At 43.7% G+C, this 19,309-nt stretch carries 17 protein-coding genes; 9 read left to right on the forward strand and 8 right to left on the reverse strand.

What is annotated here, in order from left to right:
* Positions 1-31: 31 nt before the first annotated feature.
* Positions 32-709, reverse strand: coding sequence for a (d)CMP kinase (gene cmk, locus IEX80_RS10885; RefSeq protein WP_090531876.1), 678 nt, complete (start codon positions 707-709; stop codon positions 32-34).
* Positions 710-780: 71 nt separating this feature from the next.
* Between cmk and arfB the strand changes: the two genes are divergently transcribed.
* A complete protein-coding gene (gene arfB / locus IEX80_RS10890) occupies positions 781-1,191 on the forward strand; it encodes an alternative ribosome rescue aminoacyl-tRNA hydrolase ArfB (RefSeq protein WP_090531875.1) in 411 nt (136 codons plus the stop codon).
* 155 nt (positions 1,192-1,346) lie between these two features.
* Here the strand turns inward: arfB and IEX80_RS10895 are convergent, their stop codons facing one another.
* Positions 1,347-2,306 (reverse strand): lipid A deacylase LpxR family protein, encoded by a 960-nt coding sequence (locus IEX80_RS10895; protein ID WP_090531873.1) that lies wholly within the window; start codon positions 2,304-2,306, stop codon positions 1,347-1,349.
* 191 nt (positions 2,307-2,497) lie between these two features.
* Here IEX80_RS10895 and IEX80_RS10900 point away from each other — a divergent pair, with 191 nt between their 5' ends.
* Positions 2,498-2,929: a DUF1801 domain-containing protein gene (locus IEX80_RS10900; protein ID WP_090531871.1), complete on the forward strand. Its 432-nt coding sequence runs from the start codon at positions 2,498-2,500 to the stop codon at positions 2,927-2,929.
* A gap of 135 nt (positions 2,930-3,064) precedes the next feature.
* Here IEX80_RS10900 and lon read toward each other — a convergent pair whose 3' ends face one another.
* Positions 3,065-5,539 (reverse strand): endopeptidase La, encoded by a 2,475-nt coding sequence (lon, locus tag IEX80_RS10905; RefSeq protein WP_188832899.1) that lies wholly within the window; start codon positions 5,537-5,539, stop codon positions 3,065-3,067.
* Between the two features lie 367 nt (positions 5,540-5,906).
* Here lon and IEX80_RS10910 point away from each other — a divergent pair, with 367 nt between their 5' ends.
* The gene (locus IEX80_RS10910) at positions 5,907-6,557 is read left to right on the forward strand and encodes a tetratricopeptide repeat protein (protein ID WP_090531867.1); all 651 of its coding nucleotides are present in this window, start codon (positions 5,907-5,909) and stop codon (positions 6,555-6,557) included.
* Between the two features lie 21 nt (positions 6,558-6,578).
* Here the strand turns inward: IEX80_RS10910 and IEX80_RS10915 are convergent, their stop codons facing one another.
* Together IEX80_RS10915 and gpmI are read right to left on the reverse strand one after the other, a co-directional pair.
* Positions 6,579-7,145 carry a hypothetical protein gene (locus IEX80_RS10915; RefSeq protein WP_188832900.1) on the reverse strand — a complete coding sequence of 189 codons (567 nt, stop codon included), beginning with the start codon at positions 7,143-7,145 and terminating at the stop codon, positions 6,579-6,581.
* Positions 7,132-8,655 (reverse strand): 2,3-bisphosphoglycerate-independent phosphoglycerate mutase, encoded by a 1,524-nt coding sequence (gene gpmI / locus IEX80_RS10920; protein ID WP_188832901.1) that lies wholly within the window; start codon positions 8,653-8,655, stop codon positions 7,132-7,134. Before gpmI ends, IEX80_RS10915 begins: the two co-directional genes overlap by 14 nt.
* A 196-nt stretch (positions 8,656-8,851) precedes the next feature.
* Between gpmI and IEX80_RS10925 the strand changes: the two genes are divergently transcribed.
* The 5 genes from IEX80_RS10925 to IEX80_RS10945 all read left to right on the forward strand — a co-directional run bounded on the left by IEX80_RS10925 (position 8,852) and on the right by IEX80_RS10945 (position 12,606).
* On the forward strand, positions 8,852-9,247 hold the full coding sequence (locus IEX80_RS10925; RefSeq protein WP_176622605.1) for a DUF4783 domain-containing protein: 396 nt from the start codon (positions 8,852-8,854) through the stop codon (positions 9,245-9,247).
* A 168-nt stretch (positions 9,248-9,415) separates the two neighbouring features.
* A complete protein-coding gene (nadC, locus tag IEX80_RS10930; protein ID WP_188832902.1) occupies positions 9,416-10,261 on the forward strand; it encodes a carboxylating nicotinate-nucleotide diphosphorylase in 846 nt (281 codons plus the stop codon).
* A gap of 103 nt (positions 10,262-10,364) precedes the next feature.
* A complete protein-coding gene (plsY, locus tag IEX80_RS10935; protein WP_090531854.1) occupies positions 10,365-11,018 on the forward strand; it encodes a glycerol-3-phosphate 1-O-acyltransferase PlsY in 654 nt (217 codons plus the stop codon).
* A gap of 5 nt (positions 11,019-11,023) precedes the next feature.
* A complete protein-coding gene (locus tag IEX80_RS10940) occupies positions 11,024-11,827 on the forward strand; it encodes a M48 family metallopeptidase (protein ID WP_090531853.1) in 804 nt (267 codons plus the stop codon).
* A 47-nt stretch (positions 11,828-11,874) separates the two neighbouring features.
* Complete coding sequence (locus IEX80_RS10945) at positions 11,875-12,606, forward strand: YqjF family protein (protein WP_176622609.1); 732 nt, start codon at positions 11,875-11,877, stop codon at positions 12,604-12,606.
* A 163-nt stretch (positions 12,607-12,769) separates the two neighbouring features.
* Here the strand turns inward: IEX80_RS10945 and tnpA are convergent, their stop codons facing one another.
* Entirely contained in the window at positions 12,770-13,237 is a 468-nt protein-coding gene (gene tnpA / locus IEX80_RS10950) for an IS200/IS605 family transposase (RefSeq protein ID WP_176622612.1), read from the reverse strand.
* Positions 13,238-13,527: 290 nt separating this feature from the next.
* On the opposite strand from tnpA, the gene IEX80_RS10955 reads away from it, so the two are divergent.
* A complete protein-coding gene (locus tag IEX80_RS10955; RefSeq protein ID WP_176622614.1) occupies positions 13,528-14,325 on the forward strand; it encodes a DUF3050 domain-containing protein in 798 nt (265 codons plus the stop codon).
* Between the two features lie 84 nt (positions 14,326-14,409).
* Here the strand turns inward: IEX80_RS10955 and IEX80_RS10960 are convergent, their stop codons facing one another.
* Together IEX80_RS10960 and IEX80_RS10965 are read right to left on the reverse strand one after the other, a co-directional pair.
* Entirely contained in the window at positions 14,410-15,204 is a 795-nt protein-coding gene (locus IEX80_RS10960; RefSeq protein WP_090531846.1) for an FHA domain-containing protein, read from the reverse strand.
* 25 nt (positions 15,205-15,229) lie between these two features.
* On the reverse strand, positions 15,230-19,306 hold the full coding sequence (locus IEX80_RS10965; protein WP_188832903.1) for an FtsW/RodA/SpoVE family cell cycle protein: 4,077 nt from the start codon (positions 19,304-19,306) through the stop codon (positions 15,230-15,232).
* Between the last annotated feature and the right edge of the window lie 3 nt (positions 19,307-19,309).

Here is a 19,309-nt window from a genome sequence, read left to right on the forward strand (position 1 = left end):
TCACCAATCTCTAACCTCTAATCACCAATAGCTACTCCGCAATAAAGGGCTCAATATGGCTTATGGCAAACATCAATTGCTCATCCTGGCTCAGGTCGGTGTTATCTAATATGATAGCATCTTCGGCGCGGGTAAGGGGGCTTTCCTCGCGGGTGGTATCCTGGTAGTCGCGGTGTGCCAGGTTATCAAAAACCTCTTCCAAAGTAATGTTAGGGTTGGTTGGTAATAACTCTTTATAACGGCGTTCGGCGCGGATCTTTGGATCGGCAGTCATGAACAGTTTCACCTGCGCATCAGGGAACACAACGGTACCAATATCCCTGCCATCCATAATAATGTTTTTGGAGCGGCCTAAACGCTGCTGCTGCCTTACCATGGCCGCGCGCACTTCTTTTATAGCAGCTACCGAGCTAACTTTATCAGCTACGTGCATCTGGCGGATCTCTTCAGACACGTCCTCTTCATTTAAGGTAATAAAGGTTTTATAATTTTGCGTATGAAAATTAAGATGGATATTATGCAAGGCATCCGCTATCTGGGCATGATTTTCAAGATCAATGTTATGCCTTAAAAAGTATAAGGTTACGGCACGGTACATAGCGCCGCTATCAACATAGATAAAATGAAGCTCTTTTGCTAAAGCTTTTGCCAGGGTGCTTTTCCCGCACGAAGAATAACCATCAATGGCTACTACGATATTGTTGTTCATAGAGCTGCTAAAATAGCAAATTATTAGCAAATGGCCTGATAGCGGTAACTCAATAAGGCTTATTTTTGAAGATGAATTTTACAAAAGCCGATCTCCAAAAGGAAACGAGCTACAAAACATCAAGAAGCGGCGGGAAGGGCGGGCAAAACGTAAATAAGGTTTCGAGCAAGGTTGAACTGTTATTTTCAATAGGTTCATCCGCTTTGTTTAACGATGAGGAAAAGCTGCTGCTAACCGAAAAACTGCAGAACAGGCTTAACAAAGATGGTTATGTGCAGGTAATATGCGATGAAGAACGAAGCCAGTATCTTAATAAAGAAAAAGCAATTGAAAGGTTAACATCGCTGCTAACAAAAGCACTACAAAAGCCCAAAGTGCGCAAACCCACCAAAGTAAGCAAAGCCGCCAAAACCGCAAGATTGGACAACAAGAAAATGCAATCGGTAAAGAAGGAGAATAGGAAAAATGATTTTGGGGAATAGTTAAGCGAACTCTCTAAAGCTATGTCATTGCGCAGCGTGGCAATCGCATACTCTACAGAGTGGCAATGCTTCCGTGCGATTGCTTCGTTCCTCGCAATGACATGATGGTTCAGGTAGCGGTTCTTCTAATCACTAACCTCCAACCTCTAATCTCTTTATTTAAACCTGTAAAACCCGGTAATTGATCCCCATTGATGCGAGCGGAACATTTCCTTAGTGTCTTTGGTATGGAATATAGCAGCTATATCAAAAGCGAAACGGCTGGTTGTAAAAGCTACACCTACCTGCTGGCTAAATATAAACGGTTTCTTTTCTGAAACAACTTCCAGGCTGTTTGGGTCGTCATGTTTGCGGAACAGGCTGCCTTGTATGGTTGCATCATAACCAACCAAATTGGCTAAAGGCTTGTAGTAGAAAAAGATCTCGTGCTTGTGCAGTAATTTTTCCTCACCGCTGGTTGATACCGTACTTTGGGTACTGATGGAATTGAACAGCTGGTTGAAATTTCCTAGGCGTACCATACCCCCTGCACCAGCACCGGTAAATCCGTTACCCAGGTTGGCATATGAGCTAAAGCTCAGGTCGACCCATGAGGTACGGGCCAGCAGCTTATTATACTCGGCCGAAAGATTGAGCTCTACATCATTTTTGATCTGGTATTGCCAGCCGTTAAGTTTGTAAAAACCGAAAGTATTGTGAATAAGCTTCTGAACAGGTTCGCCGCCCGCAGCCGGGCCTACCAGGCCTATCTGGGCACCAAGCTTCAGGTTACTTTCGTTTTTGTACAGTAAGTTAAGTGTTGAACCTATATAAGTATATGCAGCAAACGGCCTGTCAATATCAAAGGGACCGCGAACATAGCCCGATTGGGGGTTGAACATTTTTTGCCCTAACTCAAATCCTAAAACTTTGTTTTGAAGATCGTTTTCGGTTGGTTTAACTGTAAGCGCTTTTCGGTAATAAAAGAAAATGCCATTGGTGTAATACCTGTCAGATCCCTGACCAAGGAATGAATCATTGTCAGTTTGGATACCAAATTCATGACCGCGGGTTTGTGCAAATAAACAGGTAGCGCTTAACAGGCATACCAGTGTTAAAAATAGTTTATTAGGCATTGGGGTTTATATAGTATAATAGTATATATGTGCGCTAATATATAAAAAACCCGATGCAAATAAAGCAGTTATAAATTTAGGGAATGTTACAGTTTGAAATTTGGTTGATGAGAAAGAAATGAATTAGGGTTTTACTAAAAATAAAACGAAATTTAAAAGGCAAATCAAACAACCCATAATACCATATTTATATGAACGTGCAGCAGCAAACCGAAGAGTATATTGCCAGCCAACCCGAACCCAAACGTGGTGATATGCAAATTTTACATAAACATATACTTCAAATATTACCGGGATGTAAGCTATGGTTTGAGGATGGCAGAAACGCTGAAGGCCGGATTGTTAGCAACCCTAACGTGGGATATGGATCTTACACCATAAAATATGCTAACGGAACAACCCGCGAGTTTTTTCAGGTTGGTATGAGCGCCAATACTACGGGGATTTCTATCTACATACTTGGTATTAAGGATAAAAAATATTTACCCCAAACATATGGAAAAGAAATAGGCAAAGCGAGCGTGACAGGGTATTGTATTAAGTTCAATAATTTGAACGATATAAACATTGATATACTTGAAGCGGCAATAAGGGATGGGGTTGAGATTACCAATGAAAATTAAACTTCAAGCCGGGGATTCTATTTTAAGTTGGGCGTTATGTTTCGATACCTTGTCATGAAGAACTTCTAAAACAAAAAAGTTTTACAGCGTGTAACTGTAAAACTTTTTTGTTTTATGCCGGGAAATAGCCCCGCTTTAATTAATGGCTGTTTTTTCGTCTTCTTTAACGGTAAGATTTATTGGATTTTTAACCTTTTCGTTAAGCAGGGCTAGGGTTATCACATCTCTCATATCGGTAACGTAATGAAAGCTAAGGTCTTTGATGTAATCTTCCTTAATTTCCAGAATGTCTTTTTGGTTTGATTTGCATAGGATGATCTCTTTTATGTTGGCACGTTTTGCAGCCAGGATCTTTTCTTTGATACCGCCTACAGGCAAAACCCGACCGCGGAGGGTGATTTCGCCCGTCATGGCCAAATTGGGCTTTACTTTACGCTGCGTAAATGCCGAAACCAGTGCTGTAAGCATGGTAACACCTGCCGACGGGCCATCTTTAGGCGTAGCGCCTGCCGGTACGTGTACATGCACATCCCACTGATCAAACAGTTTAGGGTTGATGTCAAAATCGGCAGCGTGGGCGCGCAGGTAAGCGAGGGCAATAGTTACCGATTCTTTCATTACATCGCCAAGGCTGCCTGTAAGTGTTAAGCGGCCTTTTCCGGGGCTTAAACTGGCTTCAATAAACAGGATGTCGCCGCCTACAGAAGTCCAGGCCAGGCCCGTAACAACGCCTGCAACATCATTGCCTTCATAAAGGTCTTTATCAAAAATAGGTGCGCCCAGTATCTTTTCGATATCTTTTTTACTTACAACACTGTTGTAAGGCTCTTCCAAAGCTATGTTCTTAGCCACGCCGCGCACAACCGATCCAATCTTTTTCTCCAGTGAACGTACCCCCGATTCGCGGGTGTAATCAACTATCACCTTTTCGATCACATCTGCTTTAAGGCTTACATCTTTTATTTTTAAGCCATGTGCTTCGCGCTGTTTAGGTACAAGGTGTTGCTTTGCTATCTCAATTTTTTCTTCAATGGTATAGCCGTTCACTTCAATGATCTCCATCCTGTCTAACAAGGCAGGCTGGATCGTGCTTAGCGAGTTGGCGGTAGCAATAAACATCACGTTTGAAAGGTCGTAGTCCATTTCAACATAATGATCAGAAAAAGTGCCGTTTTGCTCGGGGTCAAGTACTTCAAGCAGGGCAGATGAAGGATCGCCCCTGAAATCGTTGCCTACTTTATCTATCTCATCCAAAATAAATACCGGGTTTGATGCGCCCGCCTTTTTTATCGACTGGATAATGCGGCCCGGCATAGCACCAATATATGTTTTACGGTGGCCCCGGATCTCCGCTTCATCGCGGATTCCGCCCAATGCCATGCGCACGTATTTACGGCCCAAAGCTTTGGCTATTGATTTACCTAACGATGTTTTACCAACTCCCGGAGGGCCAACCAAACAAAGAATAGGCGCTTTCATGTCATGCTTCAACTTAAGCACAGCCAGGTATTCAATAATACGTTGTTTTACCTTATCCAAACCAAAGTGATCTTTATCAAGGATCCTTTGCGCACGCTTAAGGTCGAAGTTATCTTTGGTAAACTCGTTCCATGGTAAATCAAGCAACAGTTCAAGGTAATTGATCTGAACCGAGTAATCGGCTGCTGCAGGATTGGTACGGCTCAGTTTTTCAAGTTCTTTGTTAAAATGATCTTTGACTTCTTTTGCCCATTTCTTTTTGATGCCACGCTGGCGCAGGCTTTCAATTTCCAGGTCGGGTGTATTGCCGCCCAGCTCTTCCTGTATAGTTTTTAGCTGCTGGTTAAGGAAATAATCCCTTTGCTGTTTGTCAAGGTCAACACGTACTTTGGTCTGGATCTGGTTTTTTAATTCCAGCATTTGCAGGTCGAGCGTTAAATGCTCAAGCACAAGGTTAGCACGTTCGCGCAGGTTGGCAATTTCAAGCAGGTGTTGCTTAGCGGTCATATCAGCGTTCATATTTGATGATATGAAGTTGATCAGGAACGATGTGCTTTCGATATTGCGGATTGCGATCCCTGCTTCACTCGGGATATTTGGCGAAAGCTGGATAATATTCATGGCCATATCCTTAATGGATGATACCATGGCTTTAAACTCTTTATCTTCCTTGATTTTTATCTCATGAAAGGGTTCAACTGTGGCTTTTATATAGGGTTCGCTCTGTACTTCTTCTTTTAAATAAAAACGTTTTTTGCCCTGGATGATAACGGTGGTGTTACCATCAGGCATTTGCAGCATTTTTATAATGAGTGCTATAGTGCCAACTTTGTTAAGCTGGTTAAAAGTAGGGTCTTCAATCCCCACATCCTGTTGCGAAACCACCCCAATCATGCGGCTGCCTTTATTGGCATCGCGGATTAGTTTTATTGATTTATCCCTGCCAACTGTAATTGGGATCACAACACCCGGGAAAAGTACAGTATTGCGCAAGGGTAAAATAGGCATTACATCGGGCAGTTCCTCATTATTCATCTCTTCTTCATCTTCCGATGACATTAGCGGGAAAAATTCTGAATCCTCGTTTATAACCGGTAAAGCATTTTTAAAATCAAACGGATCGAAATTCATTATTATATTTTGTAGAATAAAACGTCATGTTGTCAGCCTGTAATATAGTATCCACTTCAATTACAGGTTAAATTGCGATTATCAATCGCACATAACAATGGTTCAAGAGCTGTGCCAAGTTACGATAATAAATAACAACAATTAATCTGGTGATTTAACGTACTGGGTATATGTTTGTTACAAATTTGTAAAACGAATTGTAAATAAATAAGATTTTATTGGTAAAGATGAAAAAAAGTCATAGTATCGCTGTGCTTAATTTATTTGTAGGTGTAAAAATTTTTACACAAAACCACAATATGGCATAATAATTTAGGGTATTAATAGTTAATATTATACCATTTTTGTTTTACCAGTAATCCGTTTAATGAAGTTATCAGTTATCCTGCCCCTTCTGATCATGTCTTCGCTCGAGTCGGCTATAGCGCAAAACGCTTATGTACGGCTCGGCCAGCAGGCGCTTATGGATGGCGATTTCCGTTCGGCGGTGTCACACCTGGAAAAGGCGTGCATAACTGATTCAACAAATGCAAACGCTATGTGGATGCTGGGCTACTCATACTACCACAGCGATAACTACAAAAAATCGATACTGGCATATACCAAGGTAATTGCCGTAAAGCCGGCCGATGCAACAGCTTATTATTACAGGGCAAGGGCAAAAAGCTACCTGGGGAGAGACAGCCAGGCTTCGGCGGCGGATAAGGAATTGTACCTGTTAGGCGCTATTGTGGATCTTACAAAGGCCATTTCTATTAACAGCGATCTCAGGGATAACAAATACTACCAAAACAGGGGCATAGCTTACCGCGACTACGGTATGTTTAAATTGCAGGCGACATCTCGTTTTTATGACAAAGCAAGGGGAATAAACTCGTTAAAGGCTTCAGTTGCCGATCTGGAAAAAGTACTGGCAGATAACCCGGGCCGCATGGACATTTCCGCACTGATCGATCAGTCAAAAGAGAAACTCATCCAGGCTACTACAGGGGTTAATACTTTAGTGAAGCAGCACTAAAATCCGGTTAAACTTTCTCTTTTACCTTTTAGGCAGGGTTCCCTGCACTTTGTAATCGTTCCGACCCATCAATTTCACATGTTGTGTTTTTTGGATCAGGTAAAGCGAATCGGGAAAATAACTCAATTTTTCGTTGGTTTCGTACAGCAGGTTTTTGGTGTGGTTATAGATTAGGATCCACGCCACTTTATCGCCGGCTTTTTTGATGATGATGCGGCGGGTTTTAAGCTCGGGGGTACGGGCCTTATAAATAATAGCGCTATCGCTTGTACTAACTGTATAACTGTTTTTCCAGGCCGGGCGGTTAATGTCCGACTGGATAAACAAATTAAGCTCCTGGTTCCAGTTGCCAATGTGTACTACTTTGGTTTCGGTAACGCCATTGTGGGTAACCGTTTTGTTTACCGCGGGGTTTAACCTGGTAAGCCGTGCCGAATCGGCCCTGAAAAACTCTTTCAGGTCAAAGTAAACCAGTTTGGCACCGCTTTGCCTGTTATCGGGCCGGCAGGAATATAAATTTGCTATTAACAATAAAAAGCCGCCCATCAGGGCGGCTTTGCTTATGTTTTTTGGATTACGCCAATACATTACCAGTCATTTCGGGAGGGATGGCAACACCTAATATACTTAATATGGTTGGCGCCACATCGCCCAGTTTTCCGTCTTTTACCTCTTTAACATCCTTGTCAATCACAATACATGGTACCAGGTTGGTGGTATGTGCCGTATTGGGCGACCCATCTTCGTTGATCATGTAGTCGGCATTGCCATGGTCGGCCAGGATAATGAACGAATAGCCATTGGCCAAACCTGCTTCAACAACAGCTTTGGTGCAGCTGTCGGCAGTTTCGGCTGCTTTAACTACGGCGCTAAAAACACCGGTATGGCCAACCATATCGGTATTGGCAAAGTTAAGGCAAACAAAATCAGGCCAGCCGGTTTCCAGTTCCGGGATAATGGCATCACGGATACCGGCAGCACTCATCTCGGGCTGCAAATCGTAGGTGGCAACCTTTGGTGATGGTACTAATAACCTTTTTTCGTTGGCAAACTCTTTTTCCCTGCCGCCCGAAAAGAAGAAGGTTACGTGCGGGTATTTTTCGGTTTCGGCAATCCTGATTTGTGATTTACCTGCATTTTGCAGGATCTCGCCCAAAGTTTTGGTCAGATCTTCTTTATTGAAAACAACCTGGACATTCTTAAACGTTTCATCATATGGTGTCATAGTGATGTAACGGATAGCCAGCGGGTGCATGTTGTATTCGGGGAACGACTTTTGAGTTAACGCGATACTGATCTCGCGGCCCCTGTCGGTCCGGAAGTTAAAGCAGATCACCACGTCGCCATCTTTAATAACGGCTAAAGGTTTTCCTTCGCTATCAACAGCAACTATCGGTTTTACAAATTCGTCGGTAACACCTTCAAGGTAGGAATGTTTGATGAGGTCGGTAACGTTTTGAGTTGGAGTGCCTATACCATTAACCATCAGGTCATAAGCCAGTTTAACACGTTCCCAGCGGTTATCACGGTCCATAGCATAGTAACGGCCGATGGCCGAAGCTATCTTAGCGCCGGTACCTGCAATATGCTCTTCAAGTTCGGTAACAAAGCCCAAGCCCGATTTAGGGTCGGTATCGCGGCCATCTAAAAAGGCATGGATGTATACATTGTTAACATCCAGTTGTTTAGCGGCATCGCAAAGGCCTTTCACATGGCGAATGTGCGAATGTACACCACCGTCAGATACTAAACCGATAAAGTGTACGTCTTTATTGTTTTGTTTCGCGTATTCAAACGCATCTTTCAATACAGGGATAGTTGGCAGCTCATTGTCATCAACTGCCTTGTGAATGCGGCCAAGTTCCTGGTAAACCACGCGGCCTGCACCAAGGTTCATGTGACCAACTTCCGAATTGCCCATTTGCCCGGCAGGTAAGCCTACTGCTGTTCCTGAGGCTTCAAGTTTTGAATTTGGATATTGCTTAAGCAGGCCATCAACAAAAGGAGTATTGGCAGCCAGTATAGCGTTTGATTGATCGTTGCGGCCATAACCCCAGCCATCAAGTATTATTAGTGCGAGTTTCTTTTTGTTTTCCACAATGCAAATATAAAGGCAACTGGGTACTTTATATATAATTTTTTAATTTAGGTTAGCAGCCTGAAATAAAACTTAAATTATACTGTTAGTGTTTATTATACAGTTTTAATGAACACAGCTTTTTAGTTTATTGAAAAACGAGTAAACACTTAACCGCTCTTTGTAACTTTAGCACCCATTAGTACGTTATCATTGTATGAAATTAATATACCTGCCGTCGTTTATTTTTTTACTGCTGCTCCCATATGTCTCATCGGCAGATGCTATAGATAACGTGGCCAATCTTTTAAAAACAGGTAATACCAAAGAGCTTTCCAAACTATTTGCCAATAATGTGGAGATCACCATTATGGAAGACGAGAATGTTTACTCGCAAAACCAGGCTACAGTTATACTGGATAAGTTCTTCGCAAGGAATAAGCCTAAAGGTATTAAGCTGTTACATAAAATAAATTCGGGGGGTAATTATCATTTCGGTGTTTATATTTTGAATACAGATAAGGGCGAATTTCGGGTTGCCATCACGCTCAAGGATGCAGGCAAAGGCACTAATGTTGTCGAATTAAAAATTGAAGACGAAAAGGTGAAATGACTTAGTTCATGGATCATGGTTAATGGTTCATAGCACCTGTTTGGAGCTGAACCGTTTTCATAGTCAGAGATTTGCCATGAACCATGAACAATGAACCATTATCTTTACCGTAATCAATCCCCTCCATTTAAAAATTGTTGTTACTTTTGACACTCAAAAAGTACACAATTGAATAAAGAACTCATACACCAGTTTATAAATAATGCTTTAAGTGAGGATGTGGGCGATGGCGATCATACCTCGCTTTCAACCATCCCGGCCGACGCTACCGGCAAAGCAAAACTTTTAGTTAAGGACGAAGGAATACTGGCCGGTGTAGAGCTGGCTGCCGAAATATTTCATGTGGTTGATCCAAACCTTAAACTTAACGTGTTTTTGCAGGACGGAGCCCCGGTTAAATATAACGACATAGCTTTTGAGGTTGAGGGCAATTCGCGCAGCATTTTGACCGCCGAGCGTTTGGTACTAAATTGTATGCAGCGTATGTCGGGAATTGCTACAAAAACCAGGCAGATAGTTGATTTGCTAAAAGGGACTAATACTAAAGTTTTAGATACCCGTAAAACTACGCCGGGGCTTCGTTATCTCGAAAAATGGGCGGTGCGCATTGGGGGAGGTGTAAACCACAGGTTTGGTTTGTACGATATGATCCTGATTAAGGATAACCATGTAGACTATGCCGGCGGGATAAGACAAGCTATTGAAAGTGCTAATCAATATTTAACCGATAGTGGAAAAAAACTTGCCATTGAAATTGAGGTGCGTAACCTTGATGAACTGGAGCAGGTTTTACAAACCGGCCGGGTTAACCGCATACTGCTTGATAATTTCAATTTTGATGACCTGCGGCAGGCTGTTGGTATAATACAAGGGCGTTATATTACCGAAGCTTCGGGCGGTATCACCATTGATAACATACGTGAATATGCCGATTGCGGGGTCGATTATATTTCTGTCGGGGCGCTTACTCATTCGGTTAAAAGCCTTGACCTTAGCCTGAAAGCCGTAAAATAGGGTAATTAAAATATCAAATAACACATTGTTAAACAAAGTTTAGTGGTAAAAGCGCTGTGATTAAAACGCTTTTACCGCTTCAATTTTGTAATATTGCAGGAGAATGATAACCGTTTACTCTGTTACAGCACTTATAATGGCTTATCTGTGCGGCTCAATACCTACGGCTGTTTGGATTGGTATGGCTTTTTACAATGTGGATGTACGCGAGTACGGAAGCGGTAATGCAGGTGCTACAAATACTTTTCGTGTGCTTGGTAAAAAGGCGGGCATCCCAGTGATGCTGCTTGATATATTTAAAGGCTGGGCAGCAACAAACTTCGCTTATTTCATTGGTGCATCTGCTACAGGTGCCATCAATTCAACCGCATACACTAATTATGAACTGGCCTTAGGCATAGCGGCAGTTATGGGCCATCTGTTCCCTATTTTTGCAGGTTTCCGGGGCGGCAAGGGCGTAGCAACTTTGTTTGGAATGATTTTGGCTATACATTTTCATGCCGCTTTATTATGTATAGTGGTTTTTATAACGGTGTTACTGATCTCAAAATATGTGTCGCTTAGCTCAATTGCAGCTGCCTTTACTTACCCTATAGGCGTTACATTTGTTTTTCCGACACCTATACGGTCTATAGTAATTTATGGCATGTGTATTTGTGTGCTTGTGCTGGTAACCCACCAAAAAAACATTGAACGCTTAATAAGAGGCAAAGAATCGAAAGTTAATTTTTTTAAGAAGAAAACAACAGCTGCCTAATCACCATGAAAAAGTTTAAACCTTTATTAGTCCTGATAGCCATCATGGCTGTCTTTTCCTGTTCAACTGTGCCCTTAACCGGCCGTAAACAGTTAAGCCTTGTTGGCGATGCCGAAGTGAACCAGTCGGCAGCGGCAAGTTATAAGCAACTGCTTTCCGACCCCAAAACCAAAGTGGTGGCCAGCGGTGCCGACGCGCAACGTGTTAAAACCATTGGTAACAGACTGGCTGTAGCCATTGAAAAATACCTCAAAGAAAACGGTTATGGCGATCAGTATAGCTTTAATTGGGAGTTTAACCTGATCCAGAGCAGTGAAGTTAACGCATGGTGTATGCCTGGCGGTAAAGTTGCGGTTTACAGCGGATTATTACCTGTAGCCAATACCGATGCCTACCTTGCCGTAGTTATGGGCCATGAAATTGGGCATGCCATTGCCCGCCACTCGGCCGAACGGATATCGCAGGAGATGTTGGTACAAGGGGGCGGACAACTGGTAGGAGCGGCGACAAGCCAGCAGTCGCAGGCTACACAAACCGCCATAAGTACATTATATGGTGTTGGAAGCCAGCTGAAATTGTTGGCCTATTCCCGTAAACAAGAATCAGAAGCCGACCGTTTAGGTTTAACCTTTATGGCTATGGCCGGTTATGACCCGCACAATGCCATTGCCTTTTGGCAACGTATGGCAGCCCAAAACAAAGGTGGGACACCGCCTGAATTTTTAAGCACTCACCCTGCCGATGCTACGCGTATTGCCGATATCCAGAACCTCATACCCGAGGCTATGAAATATTATAAAAAATATTAATCATTTTAGTAGATCCCGCTCGTAAAAAAGGCGGGATTTTTCTTTTTATGGCTAAAAGCGAATTTTTAAAAGCCCAGTGGAAAAACCTTGTAATGCTCAATTACGAGGTTGATGCGGCAATATTAAAACCTTATACGCCAGCAGGCACGGTGCTCGACCTTTGGGAAGGAAAAGCGCAGGTAAGTATGGTTGGTTTCATGTTTTTGGATACCCGGGTACTGGGTATTAAATGGCCCTGGCATGTAAACTTTGAAGAAGTTAACCTGCGGTTTTACGTGCGATACTTTAATGGTACCGAATGGAAGCGCGGCGCTGTTTTCATAAGCGAAATAGTGCCTAAAAGCATGATTGCGCTCATTGCCAACAATCTTTATAAGGAACATTATCGCGCCCTGCCCATGCGGAGCTCTATCACCGCGACAACAGATCACCATACCCAGTTTTTATACGAATGGAAACTTAACGGGACCTGGAACAAGCTTGGCGCTACGGCAAGCGACACCCTGGTGGATATTAAGCCCGGCAGCCCGGAAGAGTTTATTTTAGAACATTACTGGGGATACAACGGTTTAAGTGAAATAAAAACAATGGAGTACCAGGTTGAGCATATTTCATGGCAAACAGGTTTGGTGCGCGACTATGTTTTTGATGCTGATGTTGCCGCACTCTATGGTGATGCATTTAAGCCATTTTTGGAAAAAGAGCCGGTTTCGGCCTTTTACGCGCTTGGGTCGGATATCGTGGTGAGAATGGGGGAGAAGATAGTGGTGGGGAAGTAAAGAGTTGTGTGAAAGGGAGTGATGCTTCGAGTTTTTATGGTAAACTTATGGAAGTGAATTATTAAGCATGACGATCTGCCCCAGAGGGGCAAAAGGCTTGTAGAAAAAATAAATGCCCTTCCTTTTACAGCCCCAGAGGGGCTGAACAAAGCCAATAAGTTAATTATTGAGGCAATTTAAAGATATATTGTTCGTCAAATTCGATATTGAAATCATTTAGCATTTTCCTGTATTCGTCTAAAAATGTAATTTTTCGATGATGCTCTTGCTGGTTTGCTATGTAGTTTACCACCTTATCAATTTGTGACCTGCTATTACTAAAAGCTCCATATCCTTCCTGCCACTGAAATCCGCCATTAGCTAATTTTTGTTTATTAATCCATTCGGATGAGTCGCTTTTTATGATGCGCACAATTTCAGAAATAGATTGGTTAGGATTTAATCCGATAAGTAAATGCAGATGATCAGGCACATTGTTGATAGCAATTAGTTTATGCCCCTGGTTTTGAACAATTGAGGTTATATACATTCTTAACCGCTCAGCCCAGGTATCTTCAATTAATGCCATACGATATTTTACGGCGAAAACGATGTGGATATATAACTGAGAATAAGTGTTATTACTTGCCATACATTGTGATCAGGTTCGTTAAGTTGAGCACCTCTGGTGCTCTAATCAAATTTACATTATTTTTCTACAAACCTTTTGCCCCTCTGGGGCAGCCTTTCAATTTCTTAAATTTAAGTTAATGATATCGCTTGTAGCAGTAATCTGATCCGTTCCGAGTTAGCTGTGCTTTAAATCCTTATTAAAGCAACTATAATTAAATAATCCCCCATCACCCCGTCGTCAAAAAAAATAATCAGTTCATTAATAATCACGTTGTTTGCTATTTTTGCCACCCATACAATTTTTGATACATGGCAAATTACAGCAACCGCATTGCACAGTTAAAAAGCGAGATCCAGCCTTTACGCGATCAGCTTATCAACCACGAGCTTTATAAAAATATTACATCGCTTGATGAGCTTACTGTTTTTATGGAGCATCATGTGTTTGCTGTTTGGGATTTTATGTCGTTGTTAAAAGCTTTGCAGCAAAAGCTTACCTGTACTGTTACCCCATGGATGCCAACCGGGAACGCCAACACCCGTTATCTTATTAATGAAATTGTTGCGGGCGAAGAAAGCGATATTGATGAGCAGGGAAACCGCGCAAGCCATTTCGAACTTTATCTGCGTGCCATGCAGCAAGCGGGCAGCACAGCCGAAGGCATCAATAACCTGTTTAATGAATTAAACTTCGGTAAGCATATTGATGAAGCGCTGATCATTGCCAATATTCCTGTTGCCGCCCGCAATTTTGTGCAGCACACATTTGATGTTATCGATACCAATAAAGATCATCTGCAAGCTGCAGTATTCACTTTTGGCCGCGAAGATTTGATTCCGGATATGTTTGTAAGCATAGTAAAAGAGCTGAGCCAACAATTGCCAGGTAAGGTTGATATATTGTTATACTACCTTGAGCGCCATATAGAAGTTGACGGCGATCATCATTCCCAACTGGCCTATCAAATGACCGCCGAACTTTGCGGCGATGATGACAGCAAATGGGCCGAAGCAACTGTTGCTGTTAAAGAAGCATTATGGGCGCGCATTGAACTTTGGGATGGGATTTCGGAAGCGATTAAAGTACAGGAAATAAGTTCCGTTTAACCATATAGCGATGGAAAAGTCATTTCAAGAGTGTATGGTTAGGGATTTTTCTTTCGCCTCCTAACGCCCGTTCTTGTCCCAGCTCTATCGGTTTGCTATCGTAGTATACAAAAATACTGCTGATTCTCCCAATATTACCTGGTCGCCTTCACTTAGGGGGTGGCCAATTTGAGTGGAATTGAGTTTGATCATCTTACCATCAGCCGCGATATGGATCTTGGTTTTATTGCGCGGAGGCACACCGCCTTCATCAGCAAAGATCATGAAGCGCTCGCTTTCGGCGTCCCATTCAATATGGGCATGCTGCCTGCTGATGTATTTATTACTTTCGTCCCTGCTCTCTCCCGGAAAAACAAATTGATTTAGCCTGAACGAGCCATTTTCGGTAACGGACTTTTTATCCCTGCCGATGTAAAGTTTGGGGTCGGTAGCTTTGATCAGGTATTCTTCTTTTTCGGCCTCACCGCTCAGAATGCGTAAATAGGCTGTAAAGGAAGCTGCATTGTGTGCAACCTGCTTGCGGGTATTCATGATAAAGGCGGCGTCCAGATCAGGGATCCGTTTTGCTTCTGTCGGGAGCTCATCGGTGAACTCAACATCCAGCGTCCAGTCAGAAGGCAAATTGATGTCAAAGTCGTCGGCTATTTTTTGAACCTCGTTTTTGAAAAGCGCTTTATCATGTACATAAACCGCGCCCTCATAAATAGGCTTGTCCTCGGCATCGGCAACTATAAAAAGCTTCAGCTCTTTAATATGGCCGCCTTCTCCACCTTCTATCTTTTGTAACGATTCTTTAATGAAACGTAATATAGCCTCACGTAAGCTTTTTACATCCCAGGGTTGTTTTTCGCCGCTTCTTTTAAATAAACTGAATGCCATTTGCTCTTTCCTTTCTGCTTAAACACTATTCTTCGGTAGTGGTTTCCGTTTCCATGCTTTTTATATAACCTTTTTTCAGCAGGAAAGGGATCACATGATTGCCGGCCAGGTGTACCGCGTCTGACGATCCGCGGGTTGATTCTACCCGGATACAAACCACCATATAGCCGCTGCCTTTTTCTTTTGGTGCAAAGAAAACATACCAGCCGTCATTAACACTCTGGTTCCTTACAATACGTTCCGGCGTACCGGTTTTACCTGCTACCTTGATGCCTAATATAGGCGTTTTAGGCGCGCTTTGCTCAATCATATATTGTTTTAACAAAGCAGCATAACGCGGATCTTCGGCCAGCTTGATGCCGCTTTTTACAGCCACTGTTGAATCGGCAATTTTTAGCGCGTACCTGTTGGGCAGTAATATACCGTCATTAGCCACACCTGATACCAGCCTTGCTACCGCTGCGGGGGTAGCAATCAGCTCGCCCTGCCCCCAGGCCATACCCGAAATACCTTTAGCCCTTGTTTTATGGATATTGTTAGGATCGTACCGTGGTTTGGTATTAAATTCGGTTTTACGCCATAAGGCGCGCCATTTATCTTCCTGGGTGGCATTTAATATCGGTTTATTATAATAGTAACCGCCTACGCCATGCAAAAACATCCCTGTTTTAAGGTACAATGTTGCCATGTACTCTTCCAGGTGTTCCTGGTTGGCCAGCTTAATAAAATATACGTTGTTTGATTTGGCAATGGCCCGCTCCATGGTGATCATCCCGGTTTCGTCCGGTTCAATGCCCTTGGTACGGATCCGCTCCTGGGTGCTTACATGATATTGTATTGCAGATGCAGCGATGCCTAATTTATTAAATGCCGACATCGCCGTTAAAACTTTAGCCGTTGAACCAGGCTGACTGGCATAGGTAAAACCCAGATCGGTAGTGGTTAACCAGGTAGCCAGTTTATTCTGATCGGCCAGTGGCATAGTCAGCTGGTCCCAGTTGTGCACAGGAGGCAGCGGGTATTGTGCCGATGTAAGCACATCGCCGGTATTGGATTCCACGATAACTACCGAAACCCTGTTATCATACAGCGAAGTATCGGAAGCGATAGATTGCTGAATACTGGTTTGCAGATCGGCATCCATGGTAAGCTTTACATCGCGGTTTTTGTTTTTGAAAGCCTCGACTTCAGGGCCGTTGATATCACTTACCAGCAGGTTGGCCAAAGCGCTGTAGTCTTTTTTAGCTACGGTCATTTCCTTCATTCCGCGGGGCAAAAACCTGTCTTCCTGGTAACGTGATGCCTTCACATTATAATTGGTGATGGGCATATGAAACCCCCGAAGCTCGGCGGCATGTTCATACTCGGCAAAATAACCGTTGGTGCTGCCATTAAATACCCCGGTGTTTTGATCGCCCGTCCAAAAAAACATTTGTTCTTCAAAAGGATAAAACCTGTCCAGGCGCTTGTGCATAGCCGAATCCAGGTCATAATGCAGCATACCCGAAGCGCTTAATTTGTTTTTTTGTTTTTCGATAAGCTCGGGTTTGCTGGTAGCCAGGATAAGGCCGTTACGGTCATAGATAGTACCTGCTTGCAACCTGTTCATCAATATAGCGATACGCGGGTTATAGCTAAACATCCGCAGGCCGCTTTTATCGGCAACCAAAGCAGGTTTTACAACCCATTGCTTATTATCTGTTGTGTAGCGCGATACATTCACCACCAATAATACCACTCCGGCAAGCGCGGCTGCCAATGCAGGTACCAGGTTTTTATCCTGCTGTTTGGTGATATAATCCATTTGCACAGCGGTTCCCCTTACTGATGAAACCGACAGCAGGAAGCCCGCGGCCAGCAGATTTATTACCAATGATGAGCCGCCATAACTTTCAAAAGGAAGGGAAACGCCGGATAACGGCAATGCCCCGATGGAGCCGCCCGCAATCAGCAAAAACTGCACAAAAGTACATACGCCTATGCCCGCGCTGAGGTAAAACAGCAGGGGCATCCCCGTTTGCCTGCCTATGATGATGGAGCGGTGCAGGTACAACAAAAACAAGATGAACACCGCGGCCATGCCAGCCCAGCCAAACTCTTCGCCGATGGATGGCAATATCATATCGGTATGTGCTTCGGGGATAGTTTTGGCAAAGCCCTGCCCAACACCTTGCCCGCTTACCCCTCCACTGGCCATGGCCCAAAGTCCGTTAGCTACCTGGTCGCCGCCGTAAACTTCATTATTCCAGGCGTCCTGCCAAATGGCCTTACGCTCAACCAAACGCTCCACCGGTCCGGGGATAATTTTATCGAGACCGGGGATTTTATCGATGGTTAAAAAAGCAGTGATCACCACGAGCGCCATAATGGCCGATTCACTCAACCTCCTCCGCCTGAAAAATACTACGCTCCCAAGCGAAAAAAATGTGATGCCGGCGCTAAGCCATATATTATCAAAAAACCAGGTAGTGAGCACAAATAGCACCACAAAGCCCGCCATATACAGGAAATCGCCCCGTGAAAAAGAGAACAGGATGATGAACGTAAAACAAATCACCATGGCCGGCCCCAGATCGCCCAAAACCAAAAACAGCAGCAGGGTGATGATGGTAGCGATAAGCGCGAATGAAAAGAACGACCAGCGCTTGCTCCAACTGGCGTATTGACTGATGAATTTTTCGTTGGTGGCAAAAAACCCCGCAAGGAAAATAACAATGAGGTATTTTACAATTTCGCTTGGCTGAAAACCCAGCAGGTTAACTTTTACACCGCTACCCTCGGGGCCGGTACCAAACAAGATGGTTGAAAACAGGATGCCCATAGCAACAATAGCCCATGGCCAGCCGTTGGCGGCGCTCCTGCTCCATTTAAAAACAAGCAGCCGGTAAAAGCCCGAGTCGGGGTTAAGACGGCGAAGGTTAAATAGCTGAATGATGCAGATCCCCCCTATACCGATGCCCAAATAAACAAGTGTATCTTTAGCCAGGAACCTATCGCGCAGCGGGTCCTGCAAGCTTAAAAGCGTAAGGAATGAGATACCGGTAAGCATCATGATCAGGGGTAAAATGATCTGATCGGCATCGGGGTACCGGGCGCTTAGTAACAGGTGTACGATGATAAAACCGGCAAAAAAACTGCCAGCTATGATCCAGTACCACATATTAAACTCTTCCTGGTAGCGCACGATAAAAGCACCCTCTTTTTTCAGGATGTTAAAATCGCGGGTAGAGAGCAGCTTGATACTATGAGGTGCCTGGCTAAATTTAAAGGTTACGTCTTTGTCCAGTTCGTCAACGCCCTGCGAGCGGCCAAACTCAAAACCCGGCTGCATGGGCAATACCGAAAATGCTTTGCCGGTTGGCAATTTGGCAAATACAAACCGCCCTTGCTCATCGGTACGGGCAAAAGCTGTTAGTGACTGCAGTACCTTCTTTTTCTGATCGTTAAGTACATACAGTTTTTTGTATGATGAGGCATTTTCCGAATAAGAGGTTTTAGCCCCGGTCTCCTCATCGCTGAAAATACTATCACGGGGTAATATCATGGTGAGCTTTACCAGTACACCGGGCACAGGTTCGCCTTTGTGGGCTATTGTACCTTTAATGCTGTATTCGCCAAGGTTGAGATCGGTTTGGGCGCCCAAAGCAGGAGGATTTTTCAATTCCTGTTCAAAGCGGATAGAATCATCGCCGGTATAGCCTAAAAGTGTGCGGGAGGTAAGTACGCGTTTCTTGAAAGTTTCACCGCCTTTTTCAAAGGCCTCGTCGGCATTTACGTAGTATTTACGTTTGTTAAGTTCGCCGGTATTATCTACCAGGTCGCCGGTTGTTTTACGCGATGCTATTACCGATTCAATGTAATCAACATCCTTCGGATCGTCAAAATAATACCCTTTTTTAAGCAGCGCCTTTACGTTTTGAGCGGTATTGGGCGAGTTAAGGTTTACGATGGTTCCGTCCTTCAGACGCTTATCAACATCAGTGAATTTAAGTTGCAATACGCTGAAAAGCTTCACAAATAAAACGGCCAGCAATATGCCTGTAAGCAACAGGAACAGCCGTTCCATTCTCCTGCCGGGTACTTTGGGGTTTTCCTGGGCCATTTA

It is taken from the genome of Mucilaginibacter rubeus (assembly GCF_014643835.1).
GTDB classification, from domain to species: Bacteria; Bacteroidota; Bacteroidia; order Sphingobacteriales; family Sphingobacteriaceae; genus Mucilaginibacter; species Mucilaginibacter rubeus.

Excerpts from the sequence above, each read along its gene's own strand:
- IEX80_RS10955 (WP_176622614.1), top strand. The coding sequence starts at position 13,528 with ATGGCAAATTACAGCAACCGCATTGCACAGTTAAAAAGCGAGATCCAG.
- IEX80_RS10910 (WP_090531867.1), top strand. The coding sequence starts at position 5,907 with ATGAAGTTATCAGTTATCCTGCCCCTTCTGATCATGTCTTCGCTCGAG.
- IEX80_RS10900 (WP_090531871.1), top strand. The coding sequence starts at position 2,498 with ATGAACGTGCAGCAGCAAACCGAAGAGTATATTGCCAGCCAACCCGAA.
- IEX80_RS10945 (WP_176622609.1), top strand. The coding sequence starts at position 11,875 with ATGGCTAAAAGCGAATTTTTAAAAGCCCAGTGGAAAAACCTTGTAATG.
- IEX80_RS10895 (WP_090531873.1), bottom strand. The coding sequence starts at position 2,306 with ATGCCTAATAAACTATTTTTAACACTGGTATGCCTGTTAAGCGCTACC.
- lon (WP_188832899.1), bottom strand. The coding sequence starts at position 5,539 with ATGAATTTCGATCCGTTTGATTTTAAAAATGCTTTACCGGTTATAAAC.
- IEX80_RS10915 (WP_188832900.1), bottom strand. The coding sequence starts at position 7,145 with ATGTATTGGCGTAATCCAAAAAACATAAGCAAAGCCGCCCTGATGGGC.
- IEX80_RS10960 (WP_090531846.1), bottom strand. The coding sequence starts at position 15,204 with ATGGCATTCAGTTTATTTAAAAGAAGCGGCGAAAAACAACCCTGGGAT.
- IEX80_RS10925 (WP_176622605.1), top strand. The coding sequence starts at position 8,852 with ATGAAATTAATATACCTGCCGTCGTTTATTTTTTTACTGCTGCTCCCA.
- cmk (WP_090531876.1), bottom strand. The coding sequence starts at position 709 with ATGAACAACAATATCGTAGTAGCCATTGATGGTTATTCTTCGTGCGGG.
- plsY (WP_090531854.1), top strand. The coding sequence starts at position 10,365 with ATGATAACCGTTTACTCTGTTACAGCACTTATAATGGCTTATCTGTGC.
- arfB (WP_090531875.1), top strand. The coding sequence starts at position 781 with ATGAATTTTACAAAAGCCGATCTCCAAAAGGAAACGAGCTACAAAACA.
- IEX80_RS10940 (WP_090531853.1), top strand. The coding sequence starts at position 11,024 with ATGAAAAAGTTTAAACCTTTATTAGTCCTGATAGCCATCATGGCTGTC.
- IEX80_RS10965 (WP_188832903.1), bottom strand. The coding sequence starts at position 19,306 with ATGGCCCAGGAAAACCCCAAAGTACCCGGCAGGAGAATGGAACGGCTG.
- tnpA (WP_176622612.1), bottom strand. The coding sequence starts at position 13,237 with ATGGCAAGTAATAACACTTATTCTCAGTTATATATCCACATCGTTTTC.